Raw genomic sequence first — 19,036 nt, 5'->3', positions numbered from 1 at the left:
ATGACCATCCGCACCTTCCTGCTCCCGGACCTGGGAGAGGGCCTGACCGAGGCCGACATCATCCGGTGGCTGGTGGCCGCCGGGGACACCGTGGCCGTGGACCAGCCGATCGTCGAGGTCGAGACCGCCAAGTCCCTCGTCGAGGTACCCAGCCCGTTCGGCGGCACCGTGGCAACCCTGCACACGGAGGCCGGCACCACCCTGGAGGTCGGCAAGCCTTTGGTCTCCGTCGAGGACGGCGTGGCGTCTGGTGACAGCGGTTCCAACGATGACAGTTCCGAGAGTTCCGCTGGTTCCGTTGGTGCCCCGGCTCTGGCCGAGGGCGCCCAGTCCTACCGTGAGGAGGAGCGCGCCGGGGTGCGGCCCGAGGCCGCGGCCGCCTCGGGGCAGGCACCCGGCGCGGAGGACACAGTGCGGCCTGCAGCACGGGGAACATCGGACAGCGCGGCGCAGGCGGGCCCGGAGGACGACGCCGGCTCTGGCAACGTCCTGATCGGCTACGGCACCCCCGGTGGTGCCGCGACCGGCCGCACCCGCCGGCGCAAGGCTGCCGCGGATACTCCGGCCGCCGGATCGTCGTCCGTTGCGTCACCGACTGCAGGGTCGCCGACGGAGGCGTCAGAGTTGACTCGCTCAGCCCCGCGGGTGGTCAACCCGCTCGTGCGCCGGCTGGCGCGTGACCACGGGGTGGACCTCGCCACCGTGCGGGGGACCGGCCCGGCCGGGCTGATCGTGCGCGCCGATGTGCTGGCCTCGGCTGGAGCTGGAGCTGGAGCTGGTTCTCCGGGTTCGGATACCGCCACGGGTCCCACCCTGGCCACCGCAAACGCCACAGCGATCGCCGGCAGGGCGGCCGCGTCGAGCCCGGCATCGGCCGGGGAGGGATCGTGGGCCCCGGAACCCACGGAGGAACTGGACCCGCGCACAGGACTGGGGGTGGCCGGCGTCGTGCCCGTGTCCGGGGTGCGCAAGGTGACCGCCGCGGCCATGAGTCGCTCGCGCCGTGAGATCCCCGAGGCCACGATCTGGGTGGATGTGGACGTCACTCCGCTGCTGGAGCTGCGGGCGTCGCTGAAGGCGCGTGGGGACCAGCAGGTGCCGGGTCTGCTGGCCTTCGCGTCCCGGTTCGCGCTCGCCGGCTTGGCCCGGTATCCCGAGCTGGCGCAGCGCTTCGAGGAGGACGGAGCGGGCGGGCACCGGATCGTGTCCTTCGACGGCATCAATCTCGGTTTCGCGGTGCAGACCGAGCGTGGCCTGGTGGTGCCTTCCATCCGGGGCGCCAACGCGATGACCGCCCGGCAACTGAACGAAGAGCTGCGCCGGTTGACCGAGGTGGCCCGTTCCGGGAAGGGCACCCCGCTGGACCTGTCCGGCGGGACCTTCACGATCAACAATTACGGGGTGTTTGGCACCGATGGCTCCGCGGCGATCATCAACCATCCCGAGGTCGCGATCCTGGGGATGGGACGCATCATCGATCGGCCGTGGGTGGTGGACGGCGAGCTGGCCGTGCGCAAGGTCATGCAGCTGTCCCTGGTGTTCGACCATCGCATCTGCGACGGCGGCACGGCCGGCGGATTCCTGCGGTTCGTCGCGGATTGCTTCGAGAATCCCATGGGGGTGCTGGCGGACTTGTAAAGTCAAGCGTCGATAGACCTGCCTTGTTGAATCTCGGCATTAACGTTCACGGGTGCGCCATGTTGGCAGGGGAGGGCATCAGGGAACGTCAGAGGCCGTGCCAAGGCCTTATCGACGCTGGGTCATCCTGGGTGATCTCCGATCGAGCCCTGGGCGCCTCGCTATTCGTCTGGTTCGGTGGGTGATTCTGTCAATTGGTTCGCCGCACGCATAAGTTCTGTGAGGTCAACTCGTTCTTCGATCTCAGCTCGCTGTGCCTCCGCCAATCGTCGTCCCTGTTCGTGTTCTTCGAATCTGGATTGCACGATCGACTTCATGGATTCATGAGAGACGCGACCTGCGCCTCTCAACGTTTGACGCTCATTGAAAGCCAGAAATCGTTCGGTGGCAACGGTCCAGTCAGCCATAGATGTCTCAATGCGACGTTCGGCCCGGTCTTCGACGTAGTCAAGGAACATCGTCGTCAAGCGGTCGAGTTCCTTGATCTCCGACTCATTGAGATAATTCTTAGCAATCTCTGCGTCTGCACGCTTCACTGTCGCGCCCCTCCATGACGTGAGCCCCAAGGTCGGGCTTCTGACATCCACCCGACTGACGACGAGTTCGGCTGCTGTATGTCCGGTGACTGCGTAGAGGAGCTTGTTCTGAATCGTCGCGAAAAAAGTCCGCGCGACATCAGACTGTCCGTCGTAATCGGCGCTCGTGGCCTTGAAGAGTTCTCGGATCTTTTGATAGAAGCGTTTCTCAGAAGCACGGATGCTGCGAATTCGCTCAAGAAGTTCGTCGAAGTAATCAACGCCTTCGGAGTCCTTGAGGTACCTGTCGTTCATGGCGAAGCCCTTGACGAGGTATTCGTGGAGTGTGGTGGTGGCCCATTGCCGGAACTGCACCGCTCTCGACGTGGTGACGCGATAGCCGATGGCAAGAACCATGTCGAGGTTGTAGATCTTGACCTCACGTTGCACTTGCCGAGTTCCCTCCGATCGAACTCTTAACTCTGAGTTAATAGTTGCCTCGGTCACTTCGCGATCCTCAAGAATCCGGCGAATGATCTGGGCGATGTTCGGAAGCGTCGTGTCGTACAGGGAAGCAATCTCCGTTTGGGTCAGCCAGACAGTTCCCCCGGACGCTCGCAACTGGACGACGTTGGAACCGTCTGCCTCTCGGTAGAGAATCACCTCGCCGCCGTGTTCAGCCTTCATTGACAGCTTCCTCCATCGTCCGCGGGTTAGTTATCGGCATCATCTCCGGATCAACTCGTCGCCAACGACAAGGACTCCATCTGCTCGATCACGAGCTTGATGGCCTCCGGCTGTTTGTCCGGCGGGTAGCCGTTCTTGATCAGCAGCCGTTTGACGGAAGAGCGCAGCTTGGCCCGCACATCCTCCCGCACAGTCCAGTCAGTGCGAGTGTCCCGCTGCATCACGGCCACCAGTTGCCGGGCGATGTCGGCCAGCTTGCCCTCGCCCTGCTTTTCCACGGCGGACTGGTTCTGCGATACCGCGTCGTAGAACGCCAGCTCGTCACTGTCCAGTGGAGGTTCGAATTGCTTGCCGCGGTCGGCTTCGGCCAAGGCTTCGCGCGCCAACTCGAACAGTTCGGCGATGACCTCGGCGGAACTGAGCTGTTGGTTGGTGTACTTCGTCATTAGCTCGGTGACCCGTTCGGAGAAGGCCCGCTGGCGGATGGCGTTGTGCCCGGTGGCCTTGACCGACTCCTCGGACACCAGCTTGCGCAAGGCCTCGATGGCCAGGTGGGGGTTCCGTGCCTCACGGGTCTTGGCCAGAAATTCTGGTGTCAGGTCGTTCAGCGTCGGGCGCGGCATGCCTGCGGCGGCGTAAATGTCCAGGACCTCGCCGGTGGCGTCCGTGGCCGAATCGATGAGCTGGGCCAGCATCCGTTGCACGTCGTCCGGAATCGGTTCACCGCGGGCCTGCCGGTCCTGGGCGTCGAACTTGCCCATCCATACCCGGATCTCCTCGTACACCTGGATCTCCGGACGGACCTCCTCCAGCCGCCCGGAGCCGGTGCACAGCGCCCAGGCCCGCGCCAACCGTCCGGACGCCTGCCGGAACTGGGACGCCAGACCTGGGTCGCCGTCGTCGTCCAGCCCGGCACCCTGGTTCCGTGGCTCGCGCAGATAGTTCACCGCCCCGGTGACCGCGTTGAGGAAGGCCTTCTTGCCGCCCTTCTTCATCACCGCGCGCCAGTCGTAGCCAGCCAGCAGGGTGCGCGCCTCGGTGAGCAGCTCCTCCACCAGCGCGACGGCATCGTCCACGTTCCTGCCCATGGGCCGGTTCTGCTGGTCGGTGTCCGTGTACTCCTTCAGGGCGTTTGCGAGGTTCTCCGCCAGTGGCGCGTAGGCGACCAGTAGGCCATCCTCCTTGCCGCGGAAGGTGCGGTTGACGCGGGCGAGGGTCTGCATGAGCAGCGCGCCCTTGAGCGGGCGGTCCAGGTAGAGCGTGTGCAGGGGCGGGGCGTCGAAGCCGGTGAGCATCATGTCCTTGACGATCACCAGCTCCAGCTCGTCCTCGGGGTCCTTGAGCCGGGCCTTGATGGCGTTGTTCTCCGAGTCGCGGCGCACGTGGTCGGACACGGGCGGCTGGTCGGAGGCGTTGCCGGAGTAGACGACCTTGATCTTGCCTCGATCCAGCTCGTCCGCGTGCCAGTCCGGCCGAAGCCGGACGATCTGGGTGTACAGGTTGGCGCAGATCTCCCGGGTCCCACCGACGATCAGGGCCTTGCCCACGGCCGGCGTTCCGTCCGTGGCGGTGAGGAAGGGCCCGACGGCGGCCCGCCGGGTCTCCCAGTGCCTCACCAGGTCCTGGGCCAGCTCCTCGAGGCGTTCCGGGGCGCCGTAGACGGCGTTGACGACGGCGACCGATCGCTCGATGCGGGTTCGTTCGGTTTCGTCGAGCCCTTCGGTGGCCTCATCGGCGGCCTCGTCCAGGTCCCCCTCGGACACGCCCTCGGCCATGCTGACCTTGATCAGCCGCGGCTCGAAGTACACGGGGACGGTGGCGCCGTCCTCCACGGCCCGGGACAGGTCGTAGATGTCGATGTAGTCGCCGAACACGGCTCTGGTGTCCCGGTCCGCGAAGGAGATGGGCGTCCCGGTGAACGCGATGAGGGTGGCGTTCGGCAGGGCGTCGCGCAGGTGGCGGGCGTAGCCGTCGAGATCGTCGTAGTGGCTGCGGTGGGCCTCGTCCACCACCACGATGATGTTCTTCCGGTCCGAGAGCAGCGGGTGCACGGTGCCGGCGTCCTTCTCGGCCTTGCTCAGGCCGAACTTCTGCAGGGTGGTGAAGTAGATGCCGCCGGAGAGTCGGCCGGAAAGTTCCTCGCGCAGCTCGTTGCGGCGGCGGACCTGCTGCGGCTGCTCCGGCAGTAGCCGGGACCGGCTGAAGCCTGCGAACAGTTGCCCGTCCAGTTCGTTGCGGTCGGTGATGACCACGATGGTGGGGTTGCGCAGCTCGGCGTGCTGCATCACCCGGTTGGCGTACAGTTCCATCTCCATGGACTTGCCGGAGCCCTGGGTGTGCCACACGACGCCGGCCCGCCCGTCCGTGCGGACCGCCTGGATGGTGGTGCCCACGGCCTTGGAAACGGCGAAGTACTGGTGCGGCTTGGCGATGCGCTTGGTCAGGCCCTCGGCACTTTCGTCGAAGGCCGTGTACCAGTGCAGCAGTTGGAGGAACCGCTCGGGGTTGTAGAGGCCGTCCAGGGCGGTCTCGATCGGCAGGACCGCGTCGCCATCCTCGGTGGTGGTGCCGGTGGGGACGGGCACGCCGTCGTCGTCCACGGTCCAGGGAGAGAAATGGTTCAGGGGCGTGAACGGGGTGCCGTACCGCGCCTCGAGTCCGTCCGAGGCGAGGGTGAACACGCAATACCGGAAGGCCAGGGGGAACTCGCGCAGGTAGGTCTGCAGCTGAGCATGGGCTGCGCTGACATCCGCGCTCGCCGCACCGGCCCGCTTGAGCTCCATGATGCTCACGGGCATGCCGTTGAGGTAGACCACCACGTCCAGCCGACGCCGGTGCTCGCCCTGCACGAGGGTGACCTGGTGGGCGACCAGCCAGTCGTTGAGGGATTCCTCCGCACCGATCAGCCGCAGCGTGGGGGTCCGTTCGGTGCCATCCGAGTCCAGGTAGGTGAAGCGGTATCCGTCCACCAGGTACCGGTGGATCCGGAAGTTCTCCGTGATGGCGTCCTGCGAGGAGGGTGCGGCGATCTCCGCGAGGGCCTGCTCGAGGTATTGGACCGGCACGTCCGGGTTGAGCCGCCGCATGGCTTGGAGCAGGCGGGGCCTGATCAGCAGCTCGTCCCAGCCGGTGCGCTCGCCGGTGCCGGGGGCGATGCTGCTGCCGTGGACAGGCTTCCAGCCGTGGTCCCCGAGGCGGTCGAGGACGAGGCCTTCCCAATCGTTCTCGGAGGGTGGTGAGGGTACGGTCATGAATCAGCCTCAGTAGTGCGATCACTTGTCGCAGGCTGCTCGTCGTCCAGGTCATCGGCCGGAACCAGCTGGTCGAATTCTGGTTCCGGGGAGTTATCAACTGGTCCGACCGCGCCACCAACCAGTGAGAGCGCGGTGCGCAGCCCGTTCAGTGCGAAGAGATACAGGGTGTCCAAAGCATCAGACTCAGCCAAGGCCTTCTCGAAGGATTCCCAATCGGTGAAATCGGTGGATTCCTGGATCATCGCCGCCACTTGAACATTCCCGCGGCCATCATCGGTCACCGCATGGAGGGTGGCGAAGAGAACGCGCTCGTTCGATTCGGCCTCCCGTTCCGGCGCGTAGCTGACGAACCAATTGATATGAGCCTGATTGGCGGATTCCCACGAGGAATCAACGTTCAGGATCTTTGGACTCGACAGGTGAAAGGTCTGCGTCTTCGCCATGGTCATGCTCCGCAGGCCTTGCGCCAGCCACCGAGTGTCGCCGTTCGGCGTGGCTTAGCCTCAGAATGACTATTCGCCAATGCAGGGCCCTGTGCGCGCCAACGCTCGAAGTGCTTCCTGTCGTCTGTCCGGGGCGGCGCCTCATCTGCTGATGAGAGTTGCAGACTCTGTCCGAGCGCATGGAGTGTCGCCGAGAGCTTCCTGACCGTGATATTGCGTTCACCAGCTAAACGGGCCGTGATCTCGCTCTTGCTGACCCCCAATGCCTGGGCCAGTTCCGTCTTGGACTTGCCACTGGCTTCCAAAGCCGAGGCGATGAGCTGACTGGCATCGACCATTGCGGCCTCCTCGGCGAAGACGGCATCGAACTCGGGGTCGCCGACTGGAAAGATGGGTTCGGGAGTCATGGGGAGTTTCCTTTGCGGTCCCAGAAGATGGCGAGTGCCTTCGCCACTTCTCGGGGAACTTGGTTGTTCTTCGGTTTCTCGCGACCGTGCGTGATGTACCAGCGGCGGCTCGTTCGAACCACGTATAGCCGGTACTTGTTCGATTTCAGCTCATACACCGGCGGCTCGGCGCCGGCTGCGCTGAGCCGCCGAAAGTGCTCCGGCGACTTGAGTGGCCTTCCCGCCGCTAGGTATTGGATGTATCGAAGGAATCGAGCCTGGTCGCGTTTCTCCAGTTTCTCGAGGAAATCCTTGGCATCGCTTCTCCCGCTCTGTCGTACCACGGCGATGACACTGTCGTCGTGTGGAAGGAGGGGTATTCCACCCTGTTGTTCAGTCATAACTTAACACGCGGCGCGTGGTGCCCGCAAAGGCTGGAAGGCGTTGGCCAGAGTCATGGTGCTCGCTCCTCAGTCTGGATCAGTGTGTCTTCCGCGGCGGTGGCCGTAGGATGAAGGTGCAGGACGCGGAAACGCCTCCCGCGCATCCGAAGCCCCGCCACAAGCGGGGCTTCGAGCTTTCTCAGAACGTTCGGCCTTCTGGGAATCCCTGCGGGCGCTGGATGACATTGGGTGGTGACCCTGCCAATGTTGCAGACAGTGCCTGCACTATTGCCACCGGCCGTGTTGGCGGGACATTTGGCTTGAATGCCACTCGTGCAAGTGCTACTTGCGTGAATCAGGCGACGTGGACGCGGCAGGCGAACCCGCGTAGCTATTCGTGCAACAGCCTGTTGCACGATTGCCCTTGGAACGACCAGAGGGTGTTCCACATTAAATCGCTCCCTCAATGACTGACTCGGCATCCTTGATTCGCAGCTTGCCAGACATGAGCTGGGGGAGGAGGGAATCACGAATCTGTGCGAGCGTGAGATTCTCTCTCGCAGAAGACTCGACCACCGCCAGCAGCGGCGACAGTACAGCGTCGAGACTGTTTGCTTCATTGGCTGTCAAATCGGGCATGGGCAGATGATCGAACGTCTTCTTCGTGATGGTGTCGAAGACTGAGCCGTGGGCCATTGATTTGGCGTGGTCGGAAGCAGAACGAACGGCAAAATACAGAACTGATGCAGGGACATCTTCTGGGACGAATCCGTAGCAGGACTGGTTGAATGAAGAAGGTTCTCCCAGCCGTGCTACCGCTCCGACTGTTCCCCTGGCAGTCAAGATGACAGAGCCCTTCGGCAAGGGCTTGGCCTTCGTGTTTTCAGTCGCCAAGTTGGTGATCTTCTCTTCGGTGTCAAGAATGAGTTGCCCGGAAGCTCCGGTCACGTCCTTGGCCGAGATCCAACGCTCGCTTCCACCCCAGTAGTCGTCCCGAGAACGGCTTGGCGTCCCTCCGAGTATGGGCGTCAGCATCTGACTCATAGGCACTACGTCCGCTGACTCAATTGCGGCGGAATAGGTCAACGAGGCCAAATCATTTGCCGTGTGGGCAAGTTTGGTGTTGGCGGCGATCTTGTCGTCGAGGGTGCCGAGGACTTCGGCGATGGCATTCTGTTCTGGCAAAGACGGTACGCAGAAGGTGAAGTTCCGAATCGTCTTCCCACTGAGGTTCTGCTGTGCAGCGCCTGTTGCTTGAGAAATGATGAAATCGCGGGAGTTCAGAAGTGCATAGAAGATCCACCGGGGGTTGCAGAGTTCCGGATCAACGATCAACGCGCATGCTGCCTGATTACAGGTCGCTGGCTCACGCAACATCCCGAGCATTCCGACAGTTGCACCGTACATGGCCATGAGGACCGTGTTCGCAGGAAGAAGTTTCGCTGAAGAGTTCTCAACGCCAGCTTCGGAGATGCACTCGTCATACTCAGTGATATACCCATCCCGAAGGTCGCCGGTCTTGATCCACGGGACGCTTGCTGGTTCGAAATACTCCGGATTCGAGCGTGACGGCGTTCCGCCGCTGGTTACTCGCACGCAGAGATCGCCAATGGACTTAGTTGGCCAACTTGGAGTCGTCATGCGATCCTCCCCAGTTGCGCCCGCACCACGGCGGCCAAGCGCTCGGACTCGTCGAACTGAGCGAACAATTCCTTCGTCATCCGGTCGATCTTCTCGTCGATCGGCTCGCCGTCGTCCTCCACTTCGGCGGCGCCCACATAGCGGCCGGGGGTCAAGGCGTAGTCGGCGGCCTTGATCTCCTCAAGGGAGGCCGAATAACAGAAGCCGGGGACGTCCTCGTACTCGGCGCCTTCGGCCGACTCCGTGCCGCGCCAGGCACGGAAGGTGCCAGCAATCCTGGCGATGTCCTCCTCGCCCAGCGCGCGCTCGGCGCGGTCGACCATGTGCCCCAGGTTCCGCGCGTCGATGAACAACACCTGGCCGGTGCGATCCACCGAGCCGCGTGACCCGGCCGTCTTGTCTTTGGCGAAGAACCACGTGCACACGGGTATCCCGGTGGAGCGGAACAACTGGGTCGGCAGGGCGACCATGCAGGAGACCAGGTCGGCCTCGACCAGTTGGGCGCGGATCTTGCCTTCGCCGCCGGAGTTGGAAGACATGGAACCGTTGGCCATCACCACGCCGGCCGAGCCGCCGGGCGCCAGCTTCGAGAGGATGTGCTGGATCCACGCGTAGTTGGCGTTGTTCGCCGGGGGCACCCCGTACTTCCAGCGCGGGTCCAGCTCGTTGCGCGCCCAGTCCTTGATGTTGAACGGCGGGTTGGCCATCACAAAGTCGGCCTGCATCTCCGGGTGCTGGTCCCGGGCGAAGGTGTCTCCCCAGCGCGAGGCAAGGTTGGCGTTGAGCCCGTGGATGGCGAGGTTCATCTTCGCCATCCGCCAGGTGCGCTCGTTGAGCTCCTGCCCGTAGACGGAGATCGCGGTGGGGTCCTGGTGGTGGGCGTCCAGGAACTTCTCGGTCTGGACGAACATGCCGCCCGAGCCACAGCACGGGTCATACACGCGCCCGTGGTCCGGTTCCAGCACCTCCACCAGCACTCGAACGACGTCGGCCGGCGTGTAGAACTCCCCGCCACGCTTGCCCTCGGCGCGGGCGAATTTCTCCAGGAAATATTCGTACACCTCGCCGATCAGGTCCCGGGCGCGTGTGGCGCCCTCGCCGCGGAAACGCGTGGTGTTGAAGAGGTCGATCAGCTCGCCCAGGCGCCGCTGGTCCACGCTGTCCCGGTTGAAGATCCGCGGCAGGGTGCCGGCCAGGGAGGGATTCGCCTCCATGATCAGCTCCATCGCTCGGTCCACCAGCTCGCCAATGCTTTTCGGCGCCTGCCCGTCCGCTGTGTTGAGCCCCTTGGCGTGCTCGGCGAGGTACTGCCATCGTGCCTGCTCTGGCACCCAGAACACGCCGTTCCCGGTGTACTCGTCCACGTCATCGACCAACTGCTCCACCTGGTCCGGGCCCAGGCCGTCCGCCTCGAGCTCGGCCTGGATCTCGCTGCGCCGTTCTTCGAAAGCGTCCGAGACGTACTTCAGGAACACCAGGCCGAGGATCACATCCTTGTACTGGGAGGCGTCCATGGAGCCGCGAAGCTTATCCGCGGCTTTCCACAGGGTGTCCTTGAGTTCCTTCATGGTGCTGGGCAGCACGGTTGCTGCCGCTGTGGTCCGGGGAGGCACTAGTCGGTTCCTTCTGTCAGGGGTGTGGCGTGAACGGCCCCGGAGGTCACTCCGGAAACGATCAGGGTGGTCACGTCATCCAGCTGCGAGAGCCTGGAGGTCAGCTCGCGGCGTGCTGCGTCCAGTCTGGCAAGGACTGCGGACATCTCCGCACCAGTCCGTGGCTCGAAGCGGCGTACCCGCCACTTCCGCCACGGTCCGGAGGCCGCCGCCAGATCCTGGGCCAGCACCGTCGGCACCAGGCAGGAGTCCGGGGCGAGCCGCAAGGCGCGGACCGGAAAGCGCACAACGGCGGCACCCTCCTCGTCCACGCAGGCGGCGGGCCGGCTCCCGGTCAGTAACACCACGTCGCCCGGCTCGGTCAGCCGTGCCGAGGGATGGGAGGAAGCGACGTCCATCAGGGAAATACGCGCCCGGGGTGAGCGGCCGCCGCAACGCACGGTGTCCGGCTGCCAGACCGGCAGGCCGTCCGGCGAGGTTCGGAGCTCGTCCTCGCCCAGCCGGGTTCCGGGCAGGACGGTGACGGCTCCTGCGTCCAGGAGCTCGCCGAGAGTGATCCAGGACGCCGGCGTTTCCGAGCCAGGCGCCAGCGTGATGCCCACATCGGACTGAATGGCGGGGGCCGACTGGAATGCGTGGAGCGAGGCTTCCGCTTGGACCAAGATGTCGGCCGCACGTTGTCTGTCCAGGTCGGCGACCGGGGGCCCTCGGCGGATGGCACCATCAGTCAGCGACCCACCTTCAGCGAGCAGGGAGCTGGTGGGGGCCACGCGGGCGAAGCGGAAGGCATGTCCCCGCACATCCCGCAGGGTGCCGAGGGACGCCACGAGGTCGGAGACGAGGTCCTGCCGTTCGGCGGGCCCGAGGCGGTGGGCCGAGAGGTCGGCGATCATGGTCCGGCGTTCGGCGATGGGGACCTGCCCTTGTTCCGCGCCGAGGACCCATGCCGCGATCGGCTGACGGGCCTTGGCCAGTGCGAGGCCGGAGGGAAGGCGAACGGCGGCCCGGAGACGTCCCATGCGGAGAGTCTGCGAGCGTTGTGATTCCAAATCGCGGGGGAGGGAGCCCACCAGGAGGGTGGCCGGTGCGATCACCAGCGCGGCATCCGGACCGTTCAGTGAGAGTGCCAGCTCGTCCACGGCGGAGAGGATGTCGGCCTCTGTCATGTCCGGGGCGGCGGGGCCGGGGAATTGGGCCAGCAGCATCCGGGGTGCTGTGCCCTCCGAATGCTGCGCCGTTGTTCGGAGGTTGTCGTTGTGAGCGGTGAGGACGCGAAGGCGGCGTCGGCTGAGCCGAACTGCCGCGCCGTCCCACTCCCGGGTGCCCGCGAGCGGAGCGGCATCGGTGTCCAGAACGGCGTCAGCGGTCTCACCCAAGACGTCGATGAGGGCCGCCAGAAGATCGCTACCCCCGGGCGTGGCCTCCACGAAGTTGGTGGCGCCGGTGGAATCGGCCATGGCTACGCTGGTCAGGGCCGCCAGCTCGGCCAACGCCGGTGCCATGGCCGTCCGGGCGAAGCCGTCCGCTCCGGTGCGGAAGCGGTCGGTCATGAGTCGCTCGAAAGCGGCGACGGGGGCGAAGGAAGCCTCCACGATCTGGTCGACAGCCGTGCTGAGCTCGGTCAGCTGATCGCCAGCGGCCTCCAGCTCGCTATAGAGAAACTCGTCGTCCGGGTCCACCTCGTCGGCCATATCCAGGATGTCGGCCGGCTCCCATCCGGTCAGCGGCTCGTCCACCAGTGACCGCAAGGTCAACAGGGCGGTCAGTTCGGTGAAGGACGGAGACAGAGCGGCGGAGAATCCGGCTGCGTCCTGAGCCGCCGTCGGGTTGTTGCCGCGTCCCGTGTCCGAGAGCCAGCGCGCGACGGCGTCGGCGGCGAAGAGCTCCTGGCCACGCCGGCGCTCGACGGCGGCCGGGAACGGTGACGTCGAGGCACGGGACCGGGAACGCCACATACTCACGACGGGGCGCTGCACGCGGGCCACACGGGCCACGTCGGAGAGGGAGAGTAAGAGCGTGGGTGCTGCAGCCATGCCGATCTCCGTCCTCTGGGTGGTGCGTCTGTGGTCATCGTAGCCGCGTTCTTTCGCTCGCTGTGAGACGAGAATGATAATGGGGGTTATCGAGCTCACTCGACGCTAATTTTCCTCCCTCCTCCTAGGTTGAGCGTGTGGCCGCATTCGCGGTCCGAGCATCACTACATCGCACGTTCCGCATCTCAGGAGGACGCCATGAGCCAGCCGGCCACCAATACCGCCCATCCCGCCTACCCAAACCGCCATCCGAGCGAAGCGCCGCAAGGCAAGTCCTTCGTGGTCACCTGGCTGCTGTCCCTCTTCCTCGGAGTCTTCGGTATCGATCGCTTCTATCTCGGCAAGATCGGCACCGGCGTGCTGAAGCTCGTGACCTTGGGCGGACTGGGCATCTGGGCGCTGGTGGACCTCATCATCGTGTTGACCGGAGCGGCGCGCGACAAGAGGGGTCTCCCACTGGACGGATATCAGGAGGTGCGCGCCGCCGCGTGGGCGATCACGGCCGCCGTCGTGATATTCGGTGCCGTCGGCGGAGCGAACGCCGTGAATGGCACCGCGGCCCCGGAGGCCGCTCTGGCACCGTCCGCACCGCAAGAGGTGGCGCCCGCGGGTGAGGCGGAGTCTGTCGCGGCGGCCGCAGAAGATGGGGCGGCAGCGCCGGCTGCCGATGATCAAAAGCCGACCTGGGTGACGGCGGCCGAACTGTCCGGCACGGCGAACAAATCCAGCGAGGTCTTCGAGCTCACCGGCGGGGAAGCCCGCTTGGACTACGCCTTCAACGGCGACCCGGACTTTGCCATCGGCGCCGTGTACCTCCTGGAAGAGGGCACCGATCTCCAGGTGGACGGCGGGATCCCGCTCGTCATGCTGGATGGGCCGGAGGCTGACACCACGGCGCTGCACAAGGGTGCGGGGCGCTATTACCTCCACGTCACGGCAGCCAACATGGAGGACTGGACCGTGTCGGTAGAGCAGGCGGGGTGACTATGTCGGGGTCTGTGCCGAGTACCCGGCCGGAGGCCTGATGGACACGCACGTAGACGTTATCCACAACGGTGATCTTCGCCGACAGGTGAGAGATCTGACGCGATACCCTCGATCGACATGGCCGGGATGGGAAGGTGAGTGTGGATGTATCCCCAGGACTGGATCCAACTACTGATTCTTCTCGGCGCTGTCGTGCCAGGATTCGTCTATCAGACCAGTCGTCGTCGAGTACGAGGTCCGGACCCCGACGAGCAGAGTGTCTCGATCCGTGTCCTACGGTCTATCGCGATGAGCTTCGTCTTCGTCGCCGGGTACGCAGTCGTCTTCGGGTACCCGCTCTTTGGCCTGGAGCTGACAGATCAGGGCATCCCCTCAAACTGGCGAGTGACTGCGGTCTGAGTTCCTATCCAGACCCGCGTGAGCTCTACCTTGAAGTCGGATACGCCATGAACAACGATGGGACCTTCGTAGGAACCGTTTCTGCGCCGGGAGGAATCTACATCCGCTGCGACGACATCCGACTCGTTGACTTCACGCCGACATCCGGGGATGAAGCAGCCAATACGACGATCTCTGGCAGCGAGACCGAAGTTCGAGGCAACTGAATGCCGCAGGAGAGTCAACAATGAGCGTTACCAGACCCAATTCGGGGACAGCGAAGTCCGGCAAGTGGATCGCGCCATCGCGCGGAGGATATTCGGCCGTGTCCGTGCCTAGCCAGAAGAGTGGGGAACGGAAGCCGCCGAAACTCCCGGGCAGCTCATCATCCGGAGACTCGAAGAAGAGCGGAGGGCAGAAGTGAGCGCGGAGCGCCCACAGAATCCGCCGTCATCTTCTCACCAGGGATCGAAGTAGTCGGATTCCGGTCAAGAAGCTATGGCGTGGCATGCATTTGCAGAACCAGGCCGCCGACTCGATATCAAGATCGTCAGAAGTTGACTAGTCTGGGGTGATGGCGATCACCACTGCTGTCACCGGTCCGGCCGGCTCTACTGTCACTCCCGACCTCGACCCGGTCGTGCTCGGCCGGCGCCTGCGCCACCTGCGCAAGGAGGCCGGGCTGACCCTGGACCAGGCCGCCGAGGCCGTGGGTGCCACCGGATCCCACCTGTCCCTCGTGGAGAACGGCAAGCGGGAGCCACGGTTGTCCCTGCTGTCCCGGCTGGCCGGTCTCCACGGCGCCACGGTGGAGGAGCTGCTGGCGTCCGAGGCTCCGAGCCGCCGTGCCGCCCTGGAGATCGTGGTGGAGAAGGCGCAGCGCACCGACCACTACGCGAGCCTGGGGCTGCCGCAGATCAAGATCTCCCCGCGCACCCCCACCGAGGTGCTCGAGGTCATCGCCGGGCTGGAGGCGGAGTTGAACCGGCGCATGGAGGAGCAGGCCGCCACCCCGGAGGAGGCCCGGCGGGCGAACTCCGAACTGCGCCAGGAGATGAAGGACCGCCACAACCACTACCCGGAACTGGAACGGAAGGCGCAGAACCTGCTGGACGCCGTCGGGCATGCCGGCGGGCCGCTCAGCCACCATGCGGCCGCCGACCTGGCCGACCACCTGGGGTTCTCGGTGCACTCCGTCTCCAACCTGCCGCACTCCACACGCTCGGTGACGGACTTGAAGAACCGGCGCTTCTACCTCTCCCGGGCCCGCAACCCGGACCACGATCCGCGCTCGGTGCTGCTGCAGGCCATCGCGGCCTATGTGCTCGGGCACGGGGAGCCCGCCGACTACTCGGACTTCCTGCGCCAGCGCGTCTACACCAACTACTTCGCGGCCGCCCTGATGATGCCGCAGAAGGAGACGGTGAAATTCCTGAAGAACGCCAAGGCCCAACGGGACCTGGCCATCGAGGACGTGCGGGACGCCTTCGGGGTCTCCTACGAGTCCGCCGCGCACCGGTTCACCAACCTGGCGACGGAGCACCTGGGGATCACCTGCCACTTCCAGAAGGTCCACGAGTCCGGCATCATCCACAAGGCCTACGAGAACGACGGCGTGTCCTTTCCCGCCGACCACACCGGGGCCATCGAGGGGCAGCAGGTGTGCCGGAACTGGACCTCACGCGAGGTGTTCGGCGTGGCCGACCGGTTCCGGGCCTTCAACCAGTACACGGACACCCCGGCCGGGACGTACTGGTGCACCGCCGTGGTGGAGGCACATTCCTCCGGCTTCTACTCCCTGTCCATCGGCGTGCCCTTCGGCCATGCCCGCTGGTTCCGGGGGGCGGACACCACCTCGCGCTCCGTGTCCCGGTGCCCGGATCCGACCTGCTGCCGGCAGCCGTCCCCCGATCTGGAGGCCGACTGGGGAGGTCATGCGTGGCCGGCGGCCCGGGCCAACGCCCACCTGCTCGCCGCCATGCCCTCGGGCGCCTTCCCCGGGGTGGACGAGGTGGAGGTCTTCGAATTCCTGCGCTCGCAGGAGCATTAAGCGAGGCGGTGTTGTCAAGGGGGAGAAGCCTAGGGCATAGGGCGGCACCTGTCCCGTATTTGTGAGAAAATGGAACCCAGCCAAACTCACGGAAAGCACCCGGCCCGTGGACGGGCCAGGTGCTGGGGGAGGCCTTCGCACCGAAGGAAAGTGACATATACATGCAGTTGAGCCCCGGCAAGCTTGTTGTTCACCCCCATCACGGTCCGGCGGCGGTCACGAACCGTACGCAGCGCACCGTCAAGGGGACGGAGGTGACCTACATTGAGCTCACCATCCGGAGCAACAATCTGGTGGTGTCCATCCCGGAGTCCAAGGTGGAGGAGATCGGCGTCCGCGAGGTCTACGGCCGGGCCCACCTGCGCACGCTCCTCGAGGTCGTGCAGGAGCCGACCGGCGTGGAGGAGAAGCAGTGGTCCCGACGGATGAAGGCCAACCAGGAGCGCGTGGCCTCCGGTCTGCTCGAGCAGATCGCCGAGGTGGTCCGGGACCTGGGTCGCCGCCGCGACACCAAGGGCCTGTCCATGGCCGAGAAGGACCTCTTCCGCGCCGCCCAGGCACCGCTGGCCGCCGAGGTCGCCCTGGCCCTGGAGATCTCCGAGGACGAGGCGGTGGAGGTCATCGACGCCGTGGCCAACGGCGCCTCCCTGGATGAGCTGGGCTTCGCCGCTGACGCCTCGGGTGCCGAACCGGCCATGGCCTGAGGGTTAGCCGCCGAGCCCGCCCAGGTCGAACACCCGGAAGGTCACGGCGTGGTCCGTGCCCGCCTGAGCGCCCCCGGCCCGCAGGATCTCCGGGATGAACTCCTCCGGCTTCGGGTGGCCGGTGACGTGCTTCAGGTAGGCCTCGTGGCGGTTCAGGGAGGCGACGGCGGCCGTCACCGCCGCGCCATCCACCGGCGCCGCGTGGGTGGGGCGCTCGTGGCCGGCCACCAGCAAGGCGGAGACGTGCCACGGCTCCAGGCCCTCGACCTCCGCCAGGTCACGGAAGACCCAGCGGTTGTCCGCGTCCCGCACACCGTCCACCACGGCCAGCCCGGCAGCGCGGTGATCGGCCTGGTTCAACCCGCCGTAGGCCTCAAAATCGAAGTTGGCGGTGACCACGGCGTCCGGCCGCACGGTCCGCACCGTGCGGGCGATGTCCCGGCGCAGCGCCAGCCCGTACTCGAGCATCCCGTCCGGGTGGTCCAGGATGAGCAGGTCCTGCACGCCCACCTCCGAACAGGCGCCCCGTTGCTCCGCGGCGCGCAGGGGCCGGACGACCCGACTTGGCTCATTCCTAGTGCCCTGATTTTTCGGGCAGGGTCTTGAGGATTTCCTTGGCTTCGGGGGTGAGGGCTGCGGGGATGGTGGCGATGGTCCCGTTGATCTCGACCAGGCCCTCCCGGAGGGGTTGGAGTGTCTTGATGATCCGGCGCAGGCTCATTCCGGTGGCCGTCTGGAGGTGTCGGCCTACGGCCAGGGCGCAGAACACGATGGTCAGGTGGGCCTCGATCGCATCCCGGGTGTGGTGGAAGATCGGGCGGGCCCGCAGGTCGGATTTGGCCATCCGGAATGAGGCCTCGACCTCGAACAGTGAGTGATAGGCAGCCACGACCTCGGCTCCGGAGAGTACCTTCATGCTGGTGTTCGTCACGTAGCCCTTGAGCCCGAAGAGCTGCTCGGCGGCCTTGGCCGCCTCATAGTCCACGGTCAGGGACTTTCGCTGGCCCGCGGTTAGGAACCGGGCCTTGCGCTGGGCCTTGCGGCCGGCGGCGATGTCCTCGGCCCGCTGGACCTGCAAGGTGTGGTTGCGCCGGTCGCGGTGTTCGCGGGCCAGCCGGTACTGCCAGACCGCGCGCCGCCGTGAGGACTCGGTGCCCTTCTTCAACTCAGTGGTGGTCTCGATGACCTGCCCATCGGCGAAGTGGTTGCCCGTCGTGGCGAACGTCTTGGCCAGGTCCATGGGGGCCTTGGAGTTCCTCGAGCCGACGATGTACTGGTATCCGGCCTCCTCCAGGGCCTGGATGTTCGCCCAGGACAGCATCCCGGCATCAGCCACCACCAGCATGTCCTGCACCTGGTGGCGATCCCGGAAGGCGTCCAACACGGGGATCATGGTCCGGGTCTCGGCCTTGTTGCCCTCGAAGAAGTGCAGCTCCAGCGGGAACCCGTGCCGGTCGACCAGCAGTCCGACGAGGATCTGGGGGTCGATCCGACGTTCTTTGGAGAACCCTGACTTGCGTAGTTCGTCTTCCTCGTCGGCCTCGAAATACAGGGTCGTCACGTCGTATAGGCACACGCTGACCGCGCCACCGTCTGCGGCGAACCGGTAGGCCGCCGAGGAGAGCAGGTCCCGCCAGTTGTCAGGAACGCAGCGGGCCAGATGGCGCTTGAGCGTGGCATAGGAAGGCACGTTCTCCACGTTCAGCTCGGCCAACACCCGCAGAGAGTCCAGCTTCGAGGTTGGTTCGATCACCCGGGCCAGCACCAGTTGCTTGAGGACCTCGTCGTTCACGGCGCCGGTGAATCCGATCCTCTCGTAGGCCTGCTCCAGCACTTCCCACAGCACCCTGGGTCGGGTCCCGTGCAGCACCAGCCCGCCACCGGCATCCACGCCTTTGGCGGGGGCCGTGGTGGTGTCATCGGTGTACAGGTCGAGGTCGAAAGCCATCTGCCCGGCCTGGATTTTCTCCCGCGCCACCTGTTCCAGCGCGGCCAGGGTCACCCCGTCGTGGGCCGACCCGAGGTGTTCAAGGATCTCCCGCTTGCCGTGGCGCTTCTGCGCGATCTGCACCGCGGTCGCCCCGGAGCTCGTCTTCACCCGCCGGATGTACACCCTCAACAGCCTAGAACCACCCCGGCTAGTGCCCCACCCCGCGACCAAGAACCCCGGAATCACGCGGAACTATGAGCCCAAAGCGACCGAATCACCGAAGAGTGAGCCAAGTCGGGTCCCGCACACCGTCCACCACGGCCAGCCCGGCAGCGCGGTGATCGGCCTGGTTCAACCCGCCGTAGGCCTCAAAATCGAAGTTGGCGGTGACCAC

The 19,036-nt window shown here is 65.5% G+C and carries 16 protein-coding genes and 1 pseudogene; 6 read left to right on the top strand and 11 right to left on the bottom strand.

Annotation, left to right across the window (positions count from 1 at the left end):
- Positions 1–1,638 (top strand): dihydrolipoamide acetyltransferase family protein, encoded by a 1,638-nt coding sequence (locus tag AB0333_RS06645; RefSeq protein ID WP_366217878.1) that lies wholly within the window; start codon positions 1–3, stop codon positions 1,636–1,638.
- 161 nt (positions 1,639–1,799) lie between these two features.
- Here the strand turns inward: AB0333_RS06645 and rhuM are convergent, their stop codons facing one another.
- The 8 genes from rhuM to AB0333_RS06605 form a co-directional block, all read right to left on the bottom strand.
- Positions 1,800–2,840: a RhuM family protein gene (gene rhuM / locus AB0333_RS06640; RefSeq protein WP_366217877.1), complete on the bottom strand. Its 1,041-nt coding sequence runs from the start codon at positions 2,838–2,840 to the stop codon at positions 1,800–1,802.
- Positions 2,841–2,890: 50 nt separating this feature from the next.
- Positions 2,891–6,091: a type I restriction endonuclease subunit R gene (locus tag AB0333_RS06635; RefSeq protein ID WP_366217876.1), complete on the bottom strand. Its 3,201-nt coding sequence runs from the start codon at positions 6,089–6,091 to the stop codon at positions 2,891–2,893.
- A complete protein-coding gene (locus tag AB0333_RS06630; RefSeq protein ID WP_366217875.1) occupies positions 6,088–6,543 on the bottom strand; it encodes a hypothetical protein in 456 nt (151 codons plus the stop codon). Before AB0333_RS06630 ends, AB0333_RS06635 begins: the two co-directional genes overlap by 4 nt.
- Positions 6,540–6,944 (bottom strand): helix-turn-helix transcriptional regulator, encoded by a 405-nt coding sequence (locus AB0333_RS06625; protein ID WP_366217874.1) that lies wholly within the window; start codon positions 6,942–6,944, stop codon positions 6,540–6,542. Before AB0333_RS06625 ends, AB0333_RS06630 begins: the two co-directional genes overlap by 4 nt.
- Complete coding sequence (locus AB0333_RS06620; protein ID WP_366217873.1) at positions 6,941–7,324, bottom strand: type II toxin-antitoxin system RelE/ParE family toxin; 384 nt, start codon at positions 7,322–7,324, stop codon at positions 6,941–6,943. Before AB0333_RS06620 ends, AB0333_RS06625 begins: the two co-directional genes overlap by 4 nt.
- Positions 7,325–7,756: 432 nt before the next feature.
- On the bottom strand, positions 7,757–8,947 hold the full coding sequence (locus AB0333_RS06615) for a restriction endonuclease subunit S (RefSeq protein WP_366217872.1): 1,191 nt from the start codon (positions 8,945–8,947) through the stop codon (positions 7,757–7,759).
- Positions 8,944–10,515: a class I SAM-dependent DNA methyltransferase gene (locus AB0333_RS06610; protein WP_366218106.1), complete on the bottom strand. Its 1,572-nt coding sequence runs from the start codon at positions 10,513–10,515 to the stop codon at positions 8,944–8,946. The genes AB0333_RS06615 and AB0333_RS06610 overlap by 4 nt, the downstream gene beginning before the upstream one ends.
- A 44-nt stretch (positions 10,516–10,559) precedes the next feature.
- On the bottom strand, positions 10,560–12,593 hold the full coding sequence (locus tag AB0333_RS06605; RefSeq protein WP_366217871.1) for a hypothetical protein: 2,034 nt from the start codon (positions 12,591–12,593) through the stop codon (positions 10,560–10,562).
- A 198-nt stretch (positions 12,594–12,791) separates the two neighbouring features.
- Here AB0333_RS06605 and AB0333_RS06600 point away from each other — a divergent pair, with 198 nt between their 5' ends.
- The 5 genes from AB0333_RS06600 (at position 12,792) to AB0333_RS06580 (ending at position 16,712) form a co-directional block, all read left to right on the top strand.
- Positions 12,792–13,577 (top strand): TM2 domain-containing protein, encoded by a 786-nt coding sequence (locus AB0333_RS06600; RefSeq protein ID WP_366217870.1) that lies wholly within the window; start codon positions 12,792–12,794, stop codon positions 13,575–13,577.
- A 147-nt stretch (positions 13,578–13,724) separates the two neighbouring features.
- A complete protein-coding gene (locus AB0333_RS06595; RefSeq protein WP_366218105.1) occupies positions 13,725–13,979 on the top strand; it encodes a DUF6338 family protein in 255 nt (84 codons plus the stop codon).
- Positions 13,958–14,185, top strand: a complete 228-nt coding sequence (locus AB0333_RS06590; RefSeq protein ID WP_366218104.1) for a DUF6338 family protein — start codon at positions 13,958–13,960, stop codon at positions 14,183–14,185. Before AB0333_RS06595 ends, AB0333_RS06590 begins: the two co-directional genes overlap by 22 nt.
- Before the next feature lie 347 nt (positions 14,186–14,532).
- Positions 14,533–16,008, top strand: a complete 1,476-nt coding sequence (locus AB0333_RS06585; protein WP_366217869.1) for a helix-turn-helix domain-containing protein — start codon at positions 14,533–14,535, stop codon at positions 16,006–16,008.
- A gap of 161 nt (positions 16,009–16,169) precedes the next feature.
- Complete coding sequence (locus AB0333_RS06580; protein ID WP_245952364.1) at positions 16,170–16,712, top strand: CarD family transcriptional regulator; 543 nt, start codon at positions 16,170–16,172, stop codon at positions 16,710–16,712.
- Between the two features lie 3 nt (positions 16,713–16,715).
- Here the strand turns inward: AB0333_RS06580 and AB0333_RS06575 are convergent, their stop codons facing one another.
- The 3 genes and pseudogenes from AB0333_RS06575 to AB0333_RS06565 all read right to left on the bottom strand — a co-directional run.
- On the bottom strand, positions 16,716–17,216 hold the full coding sequence (locus tag AB0333_RS06575) for a hypothetical protein (RefSeq protein ID WP_366217868.1): 501 nt from the start codon (positions 17,214–17,216) through the stop codon (positions 16,716–16,718).
- Between the two features lie 70 nt (positions 17,217–17,286).
- On the bottom strand, positions 17,287–18,810 hold the full coding sequence (locus AB0333_RS06570) for an IS1634 family transposase (protein WP_366217867.1): 1,524 nt from the start codon (positions 18,808–18,810) through the stop codon (positions 17,287–17,289).
- Positions 18,811–18,940: 130 nt separating this feature from the next.
- Positions 18,941–19,036, bottom strand: a pseudogene (locus AB0333_RS06565) (PIG-L family deacetylase); the annotation flags it as partial.

Origin of the sequence: Citricoccus sp. NPDC079358, assembly GCF_040702545.1 — a bacterium.
Classification (GTDB): domain Bacteria; phylum Actinomycetota; class Actinomycetes; order Actinomycetales; family Micrococcaceae; genus Citricoccus.
Note: the sequence above shows the minus strand (reverse complement) of the source record. Positions and strands in the feature narration are given on the sequence as shown.

Bases quoted from the DNA above. Each gene is read 5' to 3' on its own strand.
- AB0333_RS06645 (WP_366217878.1), top strand. From the start codon at position 1: ATGACCATCCGCACCTTCCTGCTCCCGGACCTGGGAGAGGGCCTGACC.
- rhuM (WP_366217877.1), bottom strand. From the start codon at position 2,840: ATGAAGGCTGAACACGGCGGCGAGGTGATTCTCTACCGAGAGGCAGAC.
- AB0333_RS06635 (WP_366217876.1), bottom strand. From the start codon at position 6,091: ATGACCGTACCCTCACCACCCTCCGAGAACGATTGGGAAGGCCTCGTC.
- AB0333_RS06630 (WP_366217875.1), bottom strand. From the start codon at position 6,543: ATGACCATGGCGAAGACGCAGACCTTTCACCTGTCGAGTCCAAAGATC.
- AB0333_RS06625 (WP_366217874.1), bottom strand. From the start codon at position 6,944: ATGACTCCCGAACCCATCTTTCCAGTCGGCGACCCCGAGTTCGATGCC.
- AB0333_RS06620 (WP_366217873.1), bottom strand. From the start codon at position 7,324: ATGACTGAACAACAGGGTGGAATACCCCTCCTTCCACACGACGACAGT.
- AB0333_RS06615 (WP_366217872.1), bottom strand. From the start codon at position 8,947: ATGACGACTCCAAGTTGGCCAACTAAGTCCATTGGCGATCTCTGCGTG.
- AB0333_RS06610 (WP_366218106.1), bottom strand. From the start codon at position 10,515: ATGAAGGAACTCAAGGACACCCTGTGGAAAGCCGCGGATAAGCTTCGC.
- AB0333_RS06605 (WP_366217871.1), bottom strand. From the start codon at position 12,593: ATGGCTGCAGCACCCACGCTCTTACTCTCCCTCTCCGACGTGGCCCGT.
- AB0333_RS06600 (WP_366217870.1), top strand. From the start codon at position 12,792: ATGAGCCAGCCGGCCACCAATACCGCCCATCCCGCCTACCCAAACCGC.
- AB0333_RS06595 (WP_366218105.1), top strand. From the start codon at position 13,725: ATGTATCCCCAGGACTGGATCCAACTACTGATTCTTCTCGGCGCTGTC.
- AB0333_RS06585 (WP_366217869.1), top strand. From the start codon at position 14,533: ATGGCGATCACCACTGCTGTCACCGGTCCGGCCGGCTCTACTGTCACT.
- AB0333_RS06580 (WP_245952364.1), top strand. From the start codon at position 16,170: ATGCAGTTGAGCCCCGGCAAGCTTGTTGTTCACCCCCATCACGGTCCG.